11 protein-coding genes are annotated in these 15,726 nt (G+C 54.9%); 5 read left to right on the forward strand and 6 right to left on the reverse strand.

Translation table 11 applies throughout. The features are described 5' to 3' along the window. Positions 1 to 156: 156 nt before the first annotated feature. From gltX to Q31a_RS26475, 4 genes are all read left to right on the forward strand, one after another. Positions 157 to 1,740: a glutamate--tRNA ligase gene (gltX, locus tag Q31a_RS26460; RefSeq protein ID WP_145084837.1), complete on the forward strand. Its 1,584-nt coding sequence runs from the start codon at positions 157 to 159 to the stop codon at positions 1,738 to 1,740. 195 nt (positions 1,741 to 1,935) lie between these two features. Then, complete coding sequence (locus Q31a_RS26465) at positions 1,936 to 3,192, forward strand: sigma-54-dependent transcriptional regulator (protein WP_145084840.1); 1,257 nt, start codon at positions 1,936 to 1,938, stop codon at positions 3,190 to 3,192. Between the two features lie 50 nt (positions 3,193 to 3,242). Next, positions 3,243 to 4,535 carry an IS1182 family transposase gene (locus tag Q31a_RS26470; protein ID WP_145078684.1) on the forward strand — a complete coding sequence of 431 codons (1,293 nt, stop codon included), beginning with the start codon at positions 3,243 to 3,245 and terminating at the stop codon, positions 4,533 to 4,535. Positions 4,536 to 4,784: 249 nt separating this feature from the next. Further along, positions 4,785 to 5,021: a helix-turn-helix domain-containing protein gene (locus Q31a_RS26475; protein ID WP_197355776.1), complete on the forward strand. Its 237-nt coding sequence runs from the start codon at positions 4,785 to 4,787 to the stop codon at positions 5,019 to 5,021. Between the two features lie 245 nt (positions 5,022 to 5,266). Here Q31a_RS26475 and Q31a_RS26480 read toward each other — a convergent pair whose 3' ends face one another. Further along, positions 5,267 to 7,186: an AI-2E family transporter gene (locus Q31a_RS26480; RefSeq protein ID WP_145084847.1), complete on the reverse strand. Its 1,920-nt coding sequence runs from the start codon at positions 7,184 to 7,186 to the stop codon at positions 5,267 to 5,269. Positions 7,187 to 7,515: 329 nt separating this feature from the next. Beyond that, a complete protein-coding gene (locus tag Q31a_RS26485; RefSeq protein WP_145084849.1) occupies positions 7,516 to 7,986 on the reverse strand; it encodes a PA2169 family four-helix-bundle protein in 471 nt (156 codons plus the stop codon). 393 nt (positions 7,987 to 8,379) lie between these two features. Between Q31a_RS26485 and Q31a_RS26490 the strand changes: the two genes are divergently transcribed. Further along, positions 8,380 to 10,779 carry a hybrid sensor histidine kinase/response regulator gene (locus Q31a_RS26490; RefSeq protein ID WP_231690949.1) on the forward strand — a complete coding sequence of 800 codons (2,400 nt, stop codon included), beginning with the start codon at positions 8,380 to 8,382 and terminating at the stop codon, positions 10,777 to 10,779. A gap of 238 nt (positions 10,780 to 11,017) precedes the next feature. On the opposite strand, the gene Q31a_RS26495 is transcribed toward Q31a_RS26490, so the two are convergent. The 4 genes from Q31a_RS26495 to Q31a_RS26510 form a co-directional block, all read right to left on the reverse strand. After that, entirely contained in the window at positions 11,018 to 11,362 is a 345-nt protein-coding gene (locus tag Q31a_RS26495) for an Hpt domain-containing protein (RefSeq protein WP_231690950.1), read from the reverse strand. 133 nt (positions 11,363 to 11,495) lie between these two features. Continuing rightward, positions 11,496 to 13,781 (reverse strand): CHASE3 domain-containing protein, encoded by a 2,286-nt coding sequence (locus Q31a_RS26500; RefSeq protein WP_197355780.1) that lies wholly within the window; start codon positions 13,779 to 13,781, stop codon positions 11,496 to 11,498. A gap of 766 nt (positions 13,782 to 14,547) precedes the next feature. Next, a complete protein-coding gene (locus tag Q31a_RS26505) occupies positions 14,548 to 14,715 on the reverse strand; it encodes a DUF1328 domain-containing protein (RefSeq protein ID WP_145084859.1) in 168 nt (55 codons plus the stop codon). Between the two features lie 294 nt (positions 14,716 to 15,009). Continuing rightward, positions 15,010 to 15,699 (reverse strand): hypothetical protein, encoded by a 690-nt coding sequence (locus tag Q31a_RS26510; RefSeq protein WP_231690951.1) that lies wholly within the window; start codon positions 15,697 to 15,699, stop codon positions 15,010 to 15,012. Positions 15,700 to 15,726 lie beyond the last annotated feature (27 nt).

The raw sequence follows: 15,726 nt of genomic DNA on the forward strand, positions 1-15,726 counted from the left end.
AAAGTGGCGTGAAATCGCGGTACAACCCCAGCGTGGGCATTCCGGCCCGTCTCCCCGCAGTTCTCCCCCGTCCTCAAAGTGGATAAAATCGCTTAAGCTGCTGCGTTTCCACCCGTAGGCACTCGCGCCCCAAAACGCCAACCAACGCATTCCAAGATGACCATCCGCACACGCTTCGCTCCCAGTCCTACCGGCTACCTGCATATCGGCGGAGTTCGCACCGCTCTTTTCAACTGGATTTTGGCCAGGCAGGCAGGTGGACAATTCATCCTGCGCATCGACGACACCGACTCACAGCGCAATGTGAGCGAAGCACTCCAGCCGATTCTAGATGGCTTTCAGTGGCTGGGGATGGACTGGGATGAGGGCCCGACCGCAGATGGTACCGATTCGATCGGCCCCTACGGTCCCTATTTTCAGTCGCAGCGAATGGACTTGCACCAGGCTGCAGCTCAAAAACTACTGGAGGCCGGATTCGCCTATCGCGACTACGCCTACCCAGAAGAATTGCAGACGCAACGTGACGCAGCCGAGAAGAGTGGCAAGACCTTCGTTTATGACCGTGCTTGGATGGCCGAGTCCGACGCACAAGCGGCTGCCTACGAAGCCGAGGGACGCAAAGCGGTTGTCCGCTTGAAAATGCCGCGTGAGGGAAAATGCAGTTTCCACGATGAGGTCCGGGGGCAGGTCGAATTCAATTGGGCCGATGAACAAGACCATGTCGTCCAGCGCGCCGATGGAACCTGCCTGTACCATTTGGCCAGTGTGGTAGACGACTATGCCATGAAAATCACGCACGTTGTCCGAGCTGTAGAGCATTTGAGCAACACGCCGCGACAGATTTTCATCGCTCAATCTTTGGGGTACGAATTGCCGGTCTACGCGCACTTGCCGTTTGTGGCCGAGCCAGGCGGCACAGCGAAACTAAGCAAACGCAAGCTCGAAAAGTATCTCAAGCAAAAAGATTTCGCGAAGCTGAGTGAACTCGGCAATCAGATTGCCACCCGCACGGGCCTGCAGGCCAACCTCGAAACCTTCAATCCCGTCATCGTTGATTTCTACCGCTCCATAGGTTTCCTACCCGATTCCCTATTGAATTACCTCCTGCTGTTGGGATGGTCACTCGACGACAGCACCGAAGACTTTTCCCGAGCACAAATGCTCGAACACTTTTCGCTTGGCCGCGTCACCAAAGCGCCGGCTAGTTTTGACCCTCAGAAACTTAACGCCTTCCAGGCCCGCTGGATGCACAAGCTCCCCATTGCGGACCGAGCAGCGATGTGCCAGCCCTACCTCGTCGCGGCGGGCTTAGTCCCCAGCGAGGCGCACGACGCCCCATCCCCGCGAGTCATTCAAGTGGTCGCTGCAGCCGACGATCGCATCAAAGTGGCCGGTGACATCCTCGATTTCGAAGGCTTTTTCACAGCCGACGACAGCTTGAAATACGACGAATCCGCCTTTGAAAAGCGACTTCGCAATGATGCTCCAGCCCAGGAGTTGTTGCAGAAATTCCGAGGCGTGCTGGCAAACCTCGAGTCTTTCGATGCCGCGCACACCGAGGCGGCCTTGAAACAATTCGTCGAATCAGAAGGGATTAAATTTAATCAAATTATCCATGCCTTGCGTCTATCCACCACCGGAACCCCCGTTGGCTTTGGCATGTTTGAATCGCTTGAGATACTGGGTCAAGCGAGTGTCTTAGCGAGAATCGACCGCGCTTTAACCTTAGCCGGCCAGTAGGTGAATTTGGACGACCGTAGGCGGGGGAAGCATGGTCCCACGGACCTTCCCCCCTCGCGTTTCGTGCTCGCTCTGCCTTCCGACAGCCGGCCCCTGCTGCAAAACTCCCTGGATTGACGTAGAATTCGTGCATTCCATTAGCGACTTGGTCTGGCCAAAGTCGGCCCCTAACTACTGCAACCGGAAAGCCGCAAATTGACTACCGTCCTTGTTATTGATGATGACCGTAGCAGCCGGCATCTCATTAAATCGGGTTTGAATGGACACCTCGGACTTCAAGTGGTGGAGGCCGCTGACGGCGACGCAGGACTAGCTCTTTTGGAAGAAACTCGACCATCAGTCGTGCTGCTCGATGTCTATTTGCCAAACCACAACGGTTTAGAGCTGTTCCGCAAGATCAAGGCGATCGATCACAAGGTGCCGATCATCTTCATCACCGGAGACACATCGAGCGAAACGGCCATCGAAGCGATGCGTTCTGGCGCTTTTGATTACCTCTCCAAGCCTCTGCATATCGACCAACTACGGAACCTGACCCAAAGCGCCGTTCGCGAGCGGCAGCTGATGGACGAACCGGTTGCGTTATCCGTGGGGGACGCCGATTCAGGGGGCGAACGGTTTATCGGCAGCTCAAAACCGATGATCGAAATCTACAAACAGATCGGCCGCGTGACTTCCCAAAGCGTGACCGTTCTGATCCGTGGTGCGAGTGGTTGCGGCAAAGAGCTAGTGGCCAGAGCCATCGTCCAGCACGGTGATCGAGGTACTGCACCGTTCATCGCTGTCAACTGTGCTGCAATCCCAGACAACCTTCTGGAAAGCGAGTTGTTTGGCCATGAAAAAGGGGCGTTCACGGGAGCCGAAAAACGTCGTCTCGGACGCTTCGAGCAATGCGATGGCGGAACGATTTTCCTCGACGAAATTGGTGACATGTCACCAATCATTCAAGGCAAAGTCTTGCGGCTACTGCAAGAACAGAAGTTTGAGCGCGTCGGGGGTACCGAGCTGATCACCACGAATGTGCGCATCATTGCAGCGACCAATCGTCCCTTGGAGCAAATGGTGGAACAAGGGGAGTTCCGCGAGGATCTACTCTACCGACTCAACGGGTTCACGATTTCCCTGCCCAACCTGACCGAGCGCCGCGAGGACATCCCACTCCTCCTAGAATACTTTTTGAGGCGGGCCAAGGCCGACATGAACCGACCCGAGATGGTGGGAATTGCGCCAGCCGCTCTAGATTTGCTGTGCAAGTACGAATGGCCCGGGAATATCCGCCAATTGCAATCGGTGGTGCGGCAGTCGCTGCTCAATACGACCGGCACCGTAATCGGCCCGGAAAATTTACCCGACTTTATTCGTTCGTCGAAATTGGTCACATCGCCCGTAGCCTCCGAATCGAGCAAAGGCGACCAAGTCTCCCCGCCCGCGATTGACCCGCTTAGGCTGTGAATTTTTAGCCAAGTGGTTTGCAAATTAATTTTAGGCGCTACAACTATAGCATGAATACTCAAAAACCATCGCAGCTTGCTCGTGTTTCCCGCCCCCATCGTATTCAAGTGGAAATGCACATGCTTTCACTTGAAGATATGCTTCCGCGCGACCATCGTGCTCGCATTGTCTGGTCGTTTGTCAAAACGTTGGACCTAGAACCTCTGTATGAAAAGATCGTTGTCACCAAGAGCACCGTTGGCCGCAATAGTATTGCGCCGGAGATACTGGTTTCACTGTGGCTTCTGGCAACCTTGGATGGCATCGGCACAGCCCGAGAACTTGGTCGCCGATGCGAGACGGACATAGCCTATTTATGGACGCTCGGAAATGTCACGGTCAATTATCACACGTTGAGCGACTTTCGAGTGGAGAACGGAGCATTCTTGGAGAAGACGCTCGTTGACACGGTTGCCTCGTTGGTCGCCCAAGGTCTGGTGCCCCTGGAGACCATTGCCCAAGACGGAATGCGCGTTCGGGCTAGTGCAGGCAGTAGTTCGTTTCGCCGCAAGCCGACGCTTGAGTCATTGCAGCAGCAGGCTCAGGCTCACGTAGATAGATTGAAGAAAGAATCCGAGAACGAATCCGATCGTTCCGATGGAGACGCACGTCGCCAAGCGGCAGTCGAACGAGCATCGCGTGAGCGTCAAGAGCGATTAGATGAGGCTTTGCGACAGTTTGAGGAGCTTAGTAAGCAGCGCGAGTCTCGGAGAAAAGGTGACGGCGAAAAGACTCGCGTGAGCACTACGGACCCTGACGCCCGTAATATGAAGATGGCCAATGGTGGCTTCGATCCGGCCTTCAACGTCCAGTTCGCAACCGATGCTGACTCGCGAGTAATAGTCGCTGTCGATGTTATCAACTCGGGAACTGACAGTGGCCAAATGGCACCAATGCACGAGAAAGTGTGCTCAACTTACGACAAGACACCCAAGACGCAATTGGTCGATTCCGCTTACGCAACCAAGGGCGATGTTAAGACCGTGGAGTCTAAAGGGACCGAAGTCGTCTCCACGATCCCCCGTGGATCGGTATTGGAAAGCAAAGGCAAAGATCCTCACGCGCAGCAACCTGGCGAAAGCGACGAATACACAGCGTTTCGCGCGAGAATGGCCAAAGAGGAATACAAAGAGCTTTACAAGACGCGCCCGTCGGTTGCCGAATTTCCCAATGCGGACTGCCGCAATCGGAACCTTCGGCAATTCAAAGTTCGAGGACTGGTGAAGGTCAAAGCGGTAGCGCTATGGCATGCCGTGGCCTTTAACTTCACACGCATGGTAAACCTGGGGGCCTTGGCAAGCTAAGCAGTTGCAAGGCAACCGCTTGGTTGAGAAATAACACAACTCGAAGAGATGAGCATGATGGACACGAGCTAACTTGCTGGCCAACAATCCGACCAAGTAAGACTTTCAGCCGCCAATTCGAAAAAATTTCGTGGTTGGAATACCAAAAGAGTCCGTTGGTGAAAAAACTTCACAGCCTAGCTGGGAGGTTCGGAGGAGGAACCGCAGCCGATCGAGCCGGTAAAAAGTGGCGGGGACTCCACCTTCGCGTTGTCCGCATTCATTGCTCAACGACTGGCCGACAACACCGAAAATCTATACGACGAGGTGATTGAGCAAGTAGAGCGAGTGTTGATCACGAAAGTTCTGGACGTTACCGATGGAAATCAATCCAAGGCGGCGGACATACTGGGAATTACGCGAGGGAAGATTCGAGACAGAATCGCCACGTTCGATATCCGCCTCGAACGGAATGTAACCCTAGGACAAAACGAATCAGCTGAGTAAAACGACGCTGCCACGCAATTGATTTCTTAGCTGTTTTTCGAATCCCACCAGTGCTACGGCGACGGTGCGCTGGGTAGTCGCGGGTTAGCAAACGCACCATTTCGGCCGCTTTCCAACAAGTGCCGAGCGGCCCATTGCGACCGATCCGCTGGCCGCATCGATTGCATTGCTGCCGAATTGCCTGCTGAATTTGCCTGCTGGCAGGATTTCTTCCGCTCTTATGGAGACGTTGCTACCAGGCAATCTCAATGCTCCAACAACTCCGGTAAGTTGCGTTCGCTCGGAACCACTGCTGGGGTAGACTGCTTAACAAGCGATTCAATCTTAGAGCGGGTCTGAGAAAAGGTGGTCGTTAGGCTGGTCGCGCCCGCTTTTCTGAATTTCACAAAAAGCTTGTCAAAGTTCTTGAACTTGCCCAAGCAGCAAACGATGATGGGCCCGCGATAGCCCGCGGTGCGAATCGACTTGCTGAAATAGCGTGCTTGCACGAACCCGCCTCTAGGAACTACGGTTAGGACCACTGCCACCGGATTGTGCTCCAACATGAACTGCCCCACCTCCTGCGGCAACATCGACTCTTCGATGCTATCCAGCTCAAAGCATCCGCTACCGCTACTCCGTAGCAGCTTTAACACCAGCGATTCGCTAAAATGATGCGCGGTACAACCAACGACCAGTGGCAGGTTGGCAACTTCGTCAGGCTCGGTGGCTTGCTCGCTCAATTCCGCAATCAAACTATCCACCAAAGCAAACAGCCGGTCTGCGTCAGCATCGCTCAGATACTCCCCATCGTGGTCCGATCGGATTTTTTTCAGGGTTGGAATCAGTATTTGATCGCATAGCACGTCGAAGCTGGAATCTTTGAGCTTCAGTTGCAGCATCTCCCGCGACCGATGCAGATCATTGGCAAGCAATCTTTGGTAGAAGCGAATCGAGGGTTTGATCTCTACGGTTTCGCCCAGCAAGGTCGCAAGGAATTTGAAGCTTGGGACGTAGCGACCGAGTACGACTAGGCAAACGGTTAAGGGAGTGGAAAGCAGTAGGCCAACGGGTCCCCACAACCATCCCCAAAACACTGCCGCCATGATCACCGCAACCGCTGAGATCCCACTACTGGTTCCATACAGCCACGGTTCAAGAACATTGTTGCTGAGCAGTTCCATAACGACAATCAAGGCCAACACGGCAAGAAAGACCGTATAGCCAGGAAAGACCGAAAGCGCGATCCCCAGAGGGAAGATAGCCGCCACCGTCGGGCCAACGTAGGGCACGAATCTCAGGCAAGTGGCCAACACGCCCCACAAGATGACATTGGGGAAGCCGCCACCCTCCGTCAAGGTTGCTCCAATCACCACCAACCCCACGATCAACACGATGCCGTAGGAAGCATTAACGATCGTTTGAGCAATTAGATAGCGGCTGATGCGTGCGGCCGCTTCGTCGAGTGCCTCGGTAGTTGTGACGTAGTTTCCCTGGCTAATCACCGCAATGATACGATCGCGCAGGTCCTCGCGATGCACGAGCATGAACAGGGCAAAGACACTCACTAAACCTGCCGTTGCGAGAGGCCCCAGGACCGTTCCCGCCGTAGACGCCCAGGAGACGAGCGGAATATCCCCCTGCACCTCTTGCACGTAGAGTGGCGCCTTCACGGAGGTGCCATCGTGAGGCAACTCCTCCTTGCTGGTCTTGGGAGCTGGAAAGATTTGATTGGTCCAGCGTTGGAGAACTGTTCGCTCGGCCTCCTCTTGGATGGTACCTTCACTTTCGGGATCCATCGCCTCGCTGACTTCGGTGGCCAGCTCGTCCAGTGAGCCTCCCATGCCCGAAGTCATGCCTGAAACGCTGCGCGCTTTCGCAACCAACTCCCCCTTATGCCTCGGAAGATCACCGAGGAGCGTTGTCAGTTCGCGTCCGAGCAGGGTAAAGCCAACCGCGAGCAGTACGAAGGCTAGTGCGGCGGTCGTTGCCACAGCCATAACGTTCGGAATTCCGTGCCTCTGCAGCCGATTGACAATCGGACTCAATAGGAAAGACAGCAACAACCCCAGCGCCAGTGGAATGAACACGTCACGGGCAAAAAACAACGCGGCGACGGTCAGTATGGCGGCAAGCAAGCGGGCGACCATCGAAATCGTCGCCATGTCAGATTTTGGGGAGCCCATTCAAGGTTCGGTTCTGAAAATAAGGATGATCGAACAACCGTCCCCTATCCTGCCGCCGCAGGGTACTGATTCAGTAACCATCGCGCAGCCCAAGAAAGTAGGTTGCCGCTACGGAGTGATTGGGGGGAAACTCTAGCAGCATGTTTGGAAATGCGATAACGCCAGTCGGCCGCTCGAATGGTAAACGCATCAAGTGGCCTCTGCGCGAGATCGGAAGGCTACAACCTGCACGGGGCAAGGAAAGAACCTCCCGCTGAAAAAACCGTCGGAAGTATCGCAACCCGAACCGACCGGCTCTCGGCGACACTCCCCATCGCAGAACTTTGACTTTACCGGTTCTTATAGGAGTCCCGGAGATCGCGAATGCGATCATGCCCTGCCTTAACCCCTCGATATTGCTCGGTGAGAAGATCATTCATGGCACTGCCGGCCGTTTCCTTCAAAACATCCTCGTAGGCCGCCTTGATATGATCCTCGCCGCGTTCGGCCTCGATTAAAATCACGTAGGGATCGCCACCGTTAATCTTGCTGCGAATATTGATCCAAATACGATGGGTCTTGGCTGCAACGCTACCATCGTCCTCAGCCTCTTCGCCATTGAGTTCCACATACTCTTGCAACTTGCTGGCCATGGCCGATCGTTGATCACCGATGTCCTTGAACAAGGTTTTCAGAGTCGCATCGTCGATCTCTTCTGCCGATTCGTGGAAGCCGTTGTAGGAGTCGATATTGGCTTGAATCAACTTCTGCAACTTATTAACAGTCGTTTCGTTCAGGTCGGTTTTAGTTTCGAGGCTCATTGTGGTTTCCTTAATAAAAGGGAATCAAGTTCTGAAGCAGCAGCAGTTTCTCGCCTGCTGATGCGTGTTGATAATTCTCGATAAGCAAACGTTGTGCCACAGCATCCACACGTCATACTGAGGCTGCGAGATGCGGCGTTCTCCGCAGAATCAACCCCGCGACGGGTCGGACAGCGACCGCACTGGTCGTTTGGCTCCCAACCGTAGCTAAGCTGTACGGCGAGAATGCCCCAGGCTGCTCCTCAGACAGGAGATGCGAGCCGCCGGGCCCGCTTCCGAGCTAAAGTGCGGCCCTACAAGGCGAGCGGCACAGGATGTGCCACACAGTGTCGCGGCACCGAAGGCTGGAATCTGAGCATTGTCGATAGAAGGCATTGAGGAGCGGCAAACTGCGTGAACACACTGCTAGAACCTGACCACCGTCGAGCGATTCGCCGTAGTATTATCGAGCCATTAGCGATGGCCGCAGTCATCATTGTTTTGGTGATTAGCGGTGTCGTAGCGCTGCGCAATTTCCGGGAACTCCAGCAGACGCGATTGAGAGTCAGTCATTCCAATCATGTCCTGGCAGGACTCCGGCTAGTGGAAGCAGCCGTGATGGACGCCGAGAGCGGGCAGCGCGGCTTCTTAATCACTGGGGATGAGGCATACCTGGAGCCGTTCGATGATGCGGTACGGCGCGTTCGCGCTTCTTTAAACTCGTTCGCTTCCTTGATCCAAGACAATGCCACTCAACGGGCCGCAGTCCCGGAGCTGCGAGGCTTGGTGGAAGAACGGCTTGCGGAGCTGCAGCATGTTCTGGAGGTGCGAGAGCACGAGGGGCTTGCAGCGGCCCAGCAAACCGTTGCCTCAGCCACCGGGAAGCGAACCATGGACCGCATCCATGCCAAAGCTCAGTCGATTCGGGAGGTTGAGTACCAACTGCTCATGACCCGCGAAAACGCGGCCGCCCTTTCCTACCATAGCGGTATCTCCACCTCGATCCTCTCGACTCTAACTGGGCTACTGTTGGTGGGGGGAGTCCTTTACCTGCTAGAACACAATCGTCGCAAAGCCGAGCGATCTGCCCTTGATTTGCGGACCACGCGGGAACGACTCCAACTTGCGCTCGATGCGGCCGAAATGGGCTCTTGGAATATCAACCCTGACACTCGGCAGCTCATCGCTGACGAACAATTTTGCAAGATTTTCGGTATCCCCCTTGGTGAAGCCAGCTACCAACGAGCGGTGGACGCACTCCACCCGGAAGACCGCAGCAGGGTCGAAGCGGCGATTGCGGCATCAACTCGAGCAGATAATCCTACGCCCTACTCCATCGAGTATCGAGTGGTCCACGCTGATGGTTCAGTGCATTGGGTGCTCGCCAAAGGCGCCGCTCATTTCACTCAAGAGCGTGAACATCGGACCATTGCGAGCTTTGACGGGACGATCACCGACATCACCGACCGCAAACGCCAAGAACGTCGACTGCTGGAGAGTGAACGCTCCGCTCTGGCCGCGAGCCGATCCAAAAGCGAGTTCCTGGCAAACATGAGCCACGAAATTCGTACGCCAATGGCTGCTATCTTGGGCTACGCAGATGTGCTGCTGGGACACCTAGCCGATCCCGACAATCGCAACTGTGTACTGGTCATCAAACGCAATGGCAAGCATCTCTTGGAATTGATCAACGATATCCTGGATCTGTCTAGAATTGAGGCTGGCAAACTGGACGTGGAGCTTGAAACGGTCTCGCTACCGCAACTGGTGGCCGAGGTGCAATCGCTCATGCACGTTCGCGCCACAGAGAAAAGGCTCGACTTCCGTACGGAATTCAACGGACAGGTCCCTGAGACGATTCAAACCGATCCGACACGATTGCGACAAATGCTGATCAATTTAATCGGGAATGCCATCAAGTTCACTGAGAAAGGAACGGTGACACTGACGGTGAACTACGAAGAGGAACCCTCCTTAGAGTGCCATTCCTTATTGCCTTCCTCTAGCTCCCAACTCCCTTCCTCCACGTTGGGTTCCTCCCAGAGTTCCACACTTTCCTTCGCCATACGCGACACCGGCATTGGCATCAGTCCTGAACAGCAACAACGGTTATTTAAGCCCTTTTCGCAGGGCGACTCCTCCATTACCCGCTCCTACGGCGGAAGTGGCCTCGGACTGGCCATTAGCCTCCGTTTGGCTGAAATGCTGGGCGGAGCAATTGCAGTGGAAAGTGCACTCGGAGTAGGCTCCACCTTTACGGTAACCTTGCCAATCGATTCCAGTAAAAGTGGGCAGCTAATCCCCCCGAGCGTTTTCGCGGTAGAGCAGGTTCACGACCATCAGCGCGTGGAAGATCCAACGCTAACATGTCGCGTTTTGGTAGTGGACGATCGTCGGGACGTAAGGCACATCAGTCAACACTTCCTCGAGAAGGCGGGCGCGGAAGTTCTCACGGCCGAAGATGGACGACAGGCTATCAACCTTGCGATCGAGGCACGCGACTCTGGCGAACCGTTTGACTTGATCGTGATGGACATGCAAATGCCGAATGTAGATGGCCTGCAAGCCACCGCTGAACTTCGGTCCGCAGGCATCCAGTGGCCCGTCATCGCCTTGACCGCCGATGCCATGAAGGGAGATCGCGACCGTTTCCTCGATGGGGGCTGTGACGACTATTTATCCAAACCGATCGATCACCGGAAATTGGTGAACATGGTGGCGTTTTACACGCAAGACATCGAGCAGGAAGAATTGCAGGCGAAACGATTAGAACGCGCGGCGGCTTTACGAGCCAGCTTGGGGGAAAAACATTAGCCACAGACCTCAAACGGTCCCGCGCTCAAGCTCATCTCTTTCTCGAACCCAACCGGCCCGCATCAGAGTTCATCAAAACCCCGTCCCTTAGCGGGCTGTTGACTTAATAGCAATTTGAATTTTAGCGTGGCGGTTGCGTCCCAAACTGCCTTGTAGCGGCAACTATCTTTCCTTGCTCACGCAGCGGGTTACTATTTCGACAGCCCGTCAGGCTGCGGGTTACGATTGCAACAAGTCCCTAGGCGAGTTGCGAAATCAGCCCAAGTAAAACCACGATTTCAGGTTGGCTGCGAGTGTGCAACTGTTTTACCGACTCGGCATCTCCTCGTTTCGCGAACTGTTCCATCTCGTCGAGCATCGATGTGGGGGACTCGGTTTCGAACGTCGCCAACAATCCCTTGAGCTGGTGGGCCGTCGCTATAACCGCAGGCAGATCATCACGCTTCACATCGGCAGCGAGTTGTTCGTGAAGGACGGGGCCATCCTCTGCGACAATACTAGCCATGGTGCGTAACAACTCAGTGTCATTGCCCAGTCTCTCGAGTGCAGCGGGAAATCTTTTGCTCAGGTCAATTGCAGACATTTCATTGGCTTCCGGGGATCTTGTATTGCGACCAGTCATTTTAACGAATTCGGATCTAGAAATCAGCTAAGTTCGGTGAAATGGAACCACGCATGATTCTCGGTCCTTGCCACTGTGGGACACGCCTTTTGATCTACGAAGTGGAGGGAAATGCTTGTGTGAGCTTCTCAAACAACTCTCGAAGTTTGACGATATCGACCGGCTTCACCATGTGTTCGTCGAAACCGGACTCCCGAGATTGGGCTTGGTCCGAGAGCTGCCCATAGCCACTCATCGCCACCAAGTAAGTGCCCTTCCAATCAGGGTGCTCACGCAGCTTGCGAGCTAGATCGTTCCCGGTCATCCCAGGCATTGCGATATCCGAGAAAATCACTTCCGCATCAAACTCGGTCAGAGTCTCAAGCGCGCTCAAACCATCCTCAGACACGCGAACCTCGTGTCCCATCCGTTCCAACAACCGCGACATGACCATGCGTAGTGCTCGCATATCCTCAACGACCAACACGCGAAACGGTCTAGCATCGACCGGGGATCTTGAGGCAGCTTCGGCAGACGCTGCAACCGCGTTCTTCGGAGCTAGCGGGATGCTTACGGTAAACCGACTCCCCCGGCCAACACCATCGCTGTGTGCAGCAACCGTCCCACCATGCAATTCGACCAACGCTTTCACCAGGGTCAGCCCAATCCCCAGCCCCGCATCGCCACGCCCCTGGGAATCGGGTACCTGGGAGAACATGTGGAAGATGTCTTCCAACCGATCGGAGGACAGCCCTACCCCGTCATCCTCAACGACAATGCACGCAACCCCCTCGGAGGATTGACTGCAATCGATGGACAGCGTCAGTGAAATGTTGGCGTTGGAATCGCTGTAACGCGAGGAATTGTTCAACAAATTGGAAACGACTTGAGTTAGCCGAGCTGGATCGGCATATACGAGCACCTCGCTGTCACACAGTGTCGTCTCAAGCCGCTGATCCTTCTCCGTGATGAAAGTGCTGGAAGCTTCGATCGCAGATGCGATAACAGCCCGCAAATTGATCGTATCCTTGTGGAGGGTCAACTTCCCGTGCCCAATTCTTGAGACGTCCAACAGATCGTCGATCAAGCGGATCATCTGTTCCACCTGCCGAGCTATCGTGTCATGCAGTTCCATGTTTTCGGGACGGGATTCTGACATGGACATTAGTTGAACGGCATTCTTAATGGGGGCGAGCGGATTGCGAAGCTCGTGCGCTAGGGTCGCTAAGAATTCATTCTTGCGACGGTTCATCTCTGAGAGTTTCGTGGCCAGCTCCGCCATCTCGTCTTCGTCGCGTTTGCGTTCCGTTAAGTCGCGCATCACTTTGCTGAACCCGATGACGTTCCCGTCGGCATCTTTAACGGCGCTGGTGATACCAGATGCCCAGAATCGCGTCCCCCCCTTGCGCATCATCCATCGATCGTCGCTAGCCCGTCCTTCTTGGGCGGCTGTGGCAAACTCAACAGTAGGTATGCCGAGCTCACTTGCTTCGGGCGTAAAGATCAGTTGACGAACATCCTTCCCAACAAACTCACTCTCATCGAAACCCAGCACTTGCCGCACCCCTTCGTTCCAAGTGATGGCTCGGCATTGGTCGTCCATTCCAAAGATCGCATAATCTTGCACTTGTTCGACGATGGTGCGCACGTATTGCCCCATTCGCTGATTCTCAAGCTCTAAAATCGTGTTGCGATCTAAGCTAGCTTGCAACTGCTCGTGTTCGCGTCGAATGGTGGCTTCCGCCTGTTCGGCGCGCTGCCTGTTGCGCTGCACCAAATAGAGCACCGCCACAACTAGAATCAGGCTGACGATGGTCGACATTAAACTCGTCAGCAGCACACTCCCATAGGTTGTCGCCGCAGTCGCCTCTCGGTCGGATATGAGCCGATTCTCAATCTGTCGCAGCTGATCAACCTGCTTGGAGATCGAATCCATCGTGCGCTTGCCAATGTTTTTAGCTACCAGTCGACGGACTTCTTCAAACCCCGCATTGCGTCGGACGATGATCGTGGATGCGAGCTCCTCCATCTTCATCCGGATGAGCGGCTGAATAGCAATCGCAATATCGGCTTTGGCAGGGTCGGCTTCCGTCAGCGCTAACAGCTGAGAGACGAGCGAATCGACCGTCTTAACGGTCTCTTGGTATTGATCCAAGTAAGATTCTTGCCCTGTAATGAGGAAGCCCCGCTGCCCAGCTTCGGCCGTAATGACTGCCGACTCGATGGAATCGAGCTTTTGCCGCAAAACGTGGGACTGCTCGACGCGATTCGTATGCAGCCGCAAACGCCGAATTTGATTGAAGGCCACTAAGCCGTTCAAGACTAGAAGCACAACGACGGCTGCCACCGCGAGACGCTCGCTCAGTAAGGGACGATCACGGATGGCCGGTTCTACTGTCAAGTTTCTCGTTCTTTTCGCAAAGAAGGACAAGTCGCAAAATTAGTGCTCAGGCTGCTGCAATCCGCCATGCAACGCAAGCGGCGCATAAGGCAGTAAGACGTTGACCACAACTGAGCAGAATCTAAAGGCATCCACAAGCTCACTCGCCTGCTAATAGAATTGAATCTGGAGACAATTACCCTGCGTCGTCTCGTCCCGCTCGCTGAGATCTAATGACTACCGAAATCTGTCGAGACAGGTCGGACACCGACCTTGGCACGCCAGCGGGTCTCGGTCGGCCGACGGACCAATTATGAAGTACGTCCACGTTAAGCCTGGAGCGGCTACAAGAGACTTCGTGGGTTGGCTTCGGAGGTGACAATCCCCAATCGGTTTTTGCTGCTTCGTGCCAAAATCCGAAAAGGGACGCGACGACACTCCGACAGCCTATAAATGGTGGCGATTCGTTGATTGTTGAGGCCACCAACGCCAACACGCCTTGTCAGCAATTGGCTTCGACTGGGAAGCCGCAGGACTCTGGCACGATTTGCTGCCAGCCGCTCAACTCCCCCGAGTTGCCAGCGGAGCTGGCAGGCCAAAGGCAAGACGGTTTCCCAGCGACTGCCGGACTCTCTTTCATGGTGAAGCAAAGAGCATTGTACCGGACACAGCGTCCCCTCCCGCTACCCCTACACGGCTAACGCAGGAAGCCGCGTCACGCGATTCCTGCGGAGGTGTCGGAAATCGAGTTTCCGACGAGGGGGCGGGAGCGGCATTCGACCGAAATCTAAACAGCCGGTCCTCGACGGCCCATGAGCAGCCCTACCACAAACAGCACTAAGAACACGAAAAACAGCACCTTGGCGATACTCGCCGCCGTCCCGGCGATGACGCCGAATCCCAGAACACCTGCAATAATCGCAACAACCAAAAACGTCAAAGCCCAGCTCAACATGATATTCTCCTAAGAGTTAATCGATCTTAACGGCACGCAGAGCAAACATCCTCTTGCGTAGTTCACAATGGATAGGTAAAGCGAATGGTGCGCCAAAGTGAAAAACAACCGCTGCACTGGGCGTTTTTTTTGCCGTCACGATGCATTTCCAGCTGAAACCGCCCTCTTGCGGGTCAAAGCTGGAGTGACGCCAACCAAACTGAGCGGCAAACGCTCACTTTAGCGAGCCCCCCCTGCCCTGCTCTCCTTCAGGCATTCCTGAACGGCCCCGGGCAGGTTATTCGCCTGCCCCTCCTACTTCAGTTCCGGAAGAACCAACCGCTCACCCTGGTGCTCGGAGATAAACGCCTCGAGGGCTTGAGCTTGCCCTAGAATCGCCTCGCGCGCCGCCTGTCGCACCTTTTCATCGGCACGGGCAACGAACACCTTCGGAACTTGAACGCGAACCTTCATTTTCAACGCGAGCTCGACTTTCGTATGGTTGCCGTCGCGAGTTGCCAGCAGGCTTGTCTCGTAAGCCTCCAACTTGCCCGCTGGACGCTTGGCCTGCGTGACAGCAGACATCGAATCGGCACGGATATCGACCTGCTGCTGTAAAACCAAGATATCGGCGTCGAGCTCAGGATCATCCAATTTCACCTTAATCTGCTTGACTGCAGAAAGATCTGTCGCCGATTTCCCAAGAATAGCATTCAGCAGCGGTCGGCGATCTTGGCTTGCGTCCAGCCGCAGATCTTCGAGTTGCTCATCCACAAGCGTCATGCCTGAGAGGGCGAGGATCGAGCCAGTCGCATTTTTACGCACCATAATCTGCCGGAACTTGTCAAAGTCCGTATCGATTACGAGCGTTGTTCGTTCCGCTCCCGCGGCAACATGCTCGACAGAGCTCAGGGACCAAACGGCAATGGCGCCCCCTACTAACAGCAGGCCGACGACGAGAGAGCCAAACGCTACCCCACGGATACCCCATCTCTTTTGACTCATGAAAATCTACCCAACAAGCTACGGATT

The sequence above is a fragment of the Aureliella helgolandensis genome, from assembly GCF_007752135.1.
Taxonomy (GTDB): domain Bacteria; phylum Planctomycetota; class Planctomycetia; order Pirellulales; family Pirellulaceae; genus Aureliella; species Aureliella helgolandensis.

Excerpts from the sequence above, each read along its gene's own strand:
- gltX (WP_145084837.1), top strand. The coding sequence starts at position 157 with ATGACCATCCGCACACGCTTCGCTCCCAGTCCTACCGGCTACCTGCAT.
- Q31a_RS26470 (WP_145078684.1), top strand. The coding sequence starts at position 3,243 with ATGAATACTCAAAAACCATCGCAGCTTGCTCGTGTTTCCCGCCCCCAT.
- Q31a_RS26480 (WP_145084847.1), bottom strand. The coding sequence starts at position 7,186 with ATGGGCTCCCCAAAATCTGACATGGCGACGATTTCGATGGTCGCCCGC.
- Q31a_RS26485 (WP_145084849.1), bottom strand. The coding sequence starts at position 7,986 with ATGAGCCTCGAAACTAAAACCGACCTGAACGAAACGACTGTTAATAAG.
- Q31a_RS26495 (WP_231690950.1), bottom strand. The coding sequence starts at position 11,362 with ATGTCTGCAATTGACCTGAGCAAAAGATTTCCCGCTGCACTCGAGAGA.
- Q31a_RS26505 (WP_145084859.1), bottom strand. The coding sequence starts at position 14,715 with ATGTTGAGCTGGGCTTTGACGTTTTTGGTTGTTGCGATTATTGCAGGT.
- Q31a_RS26510 (WP_231690951.1), bottom strand. The coding sequence starts at position 15,699 with ATGAGTCAAAAGAGATGGGGTATCCGTGGGGTAGCGTTTGGCTCTCTC.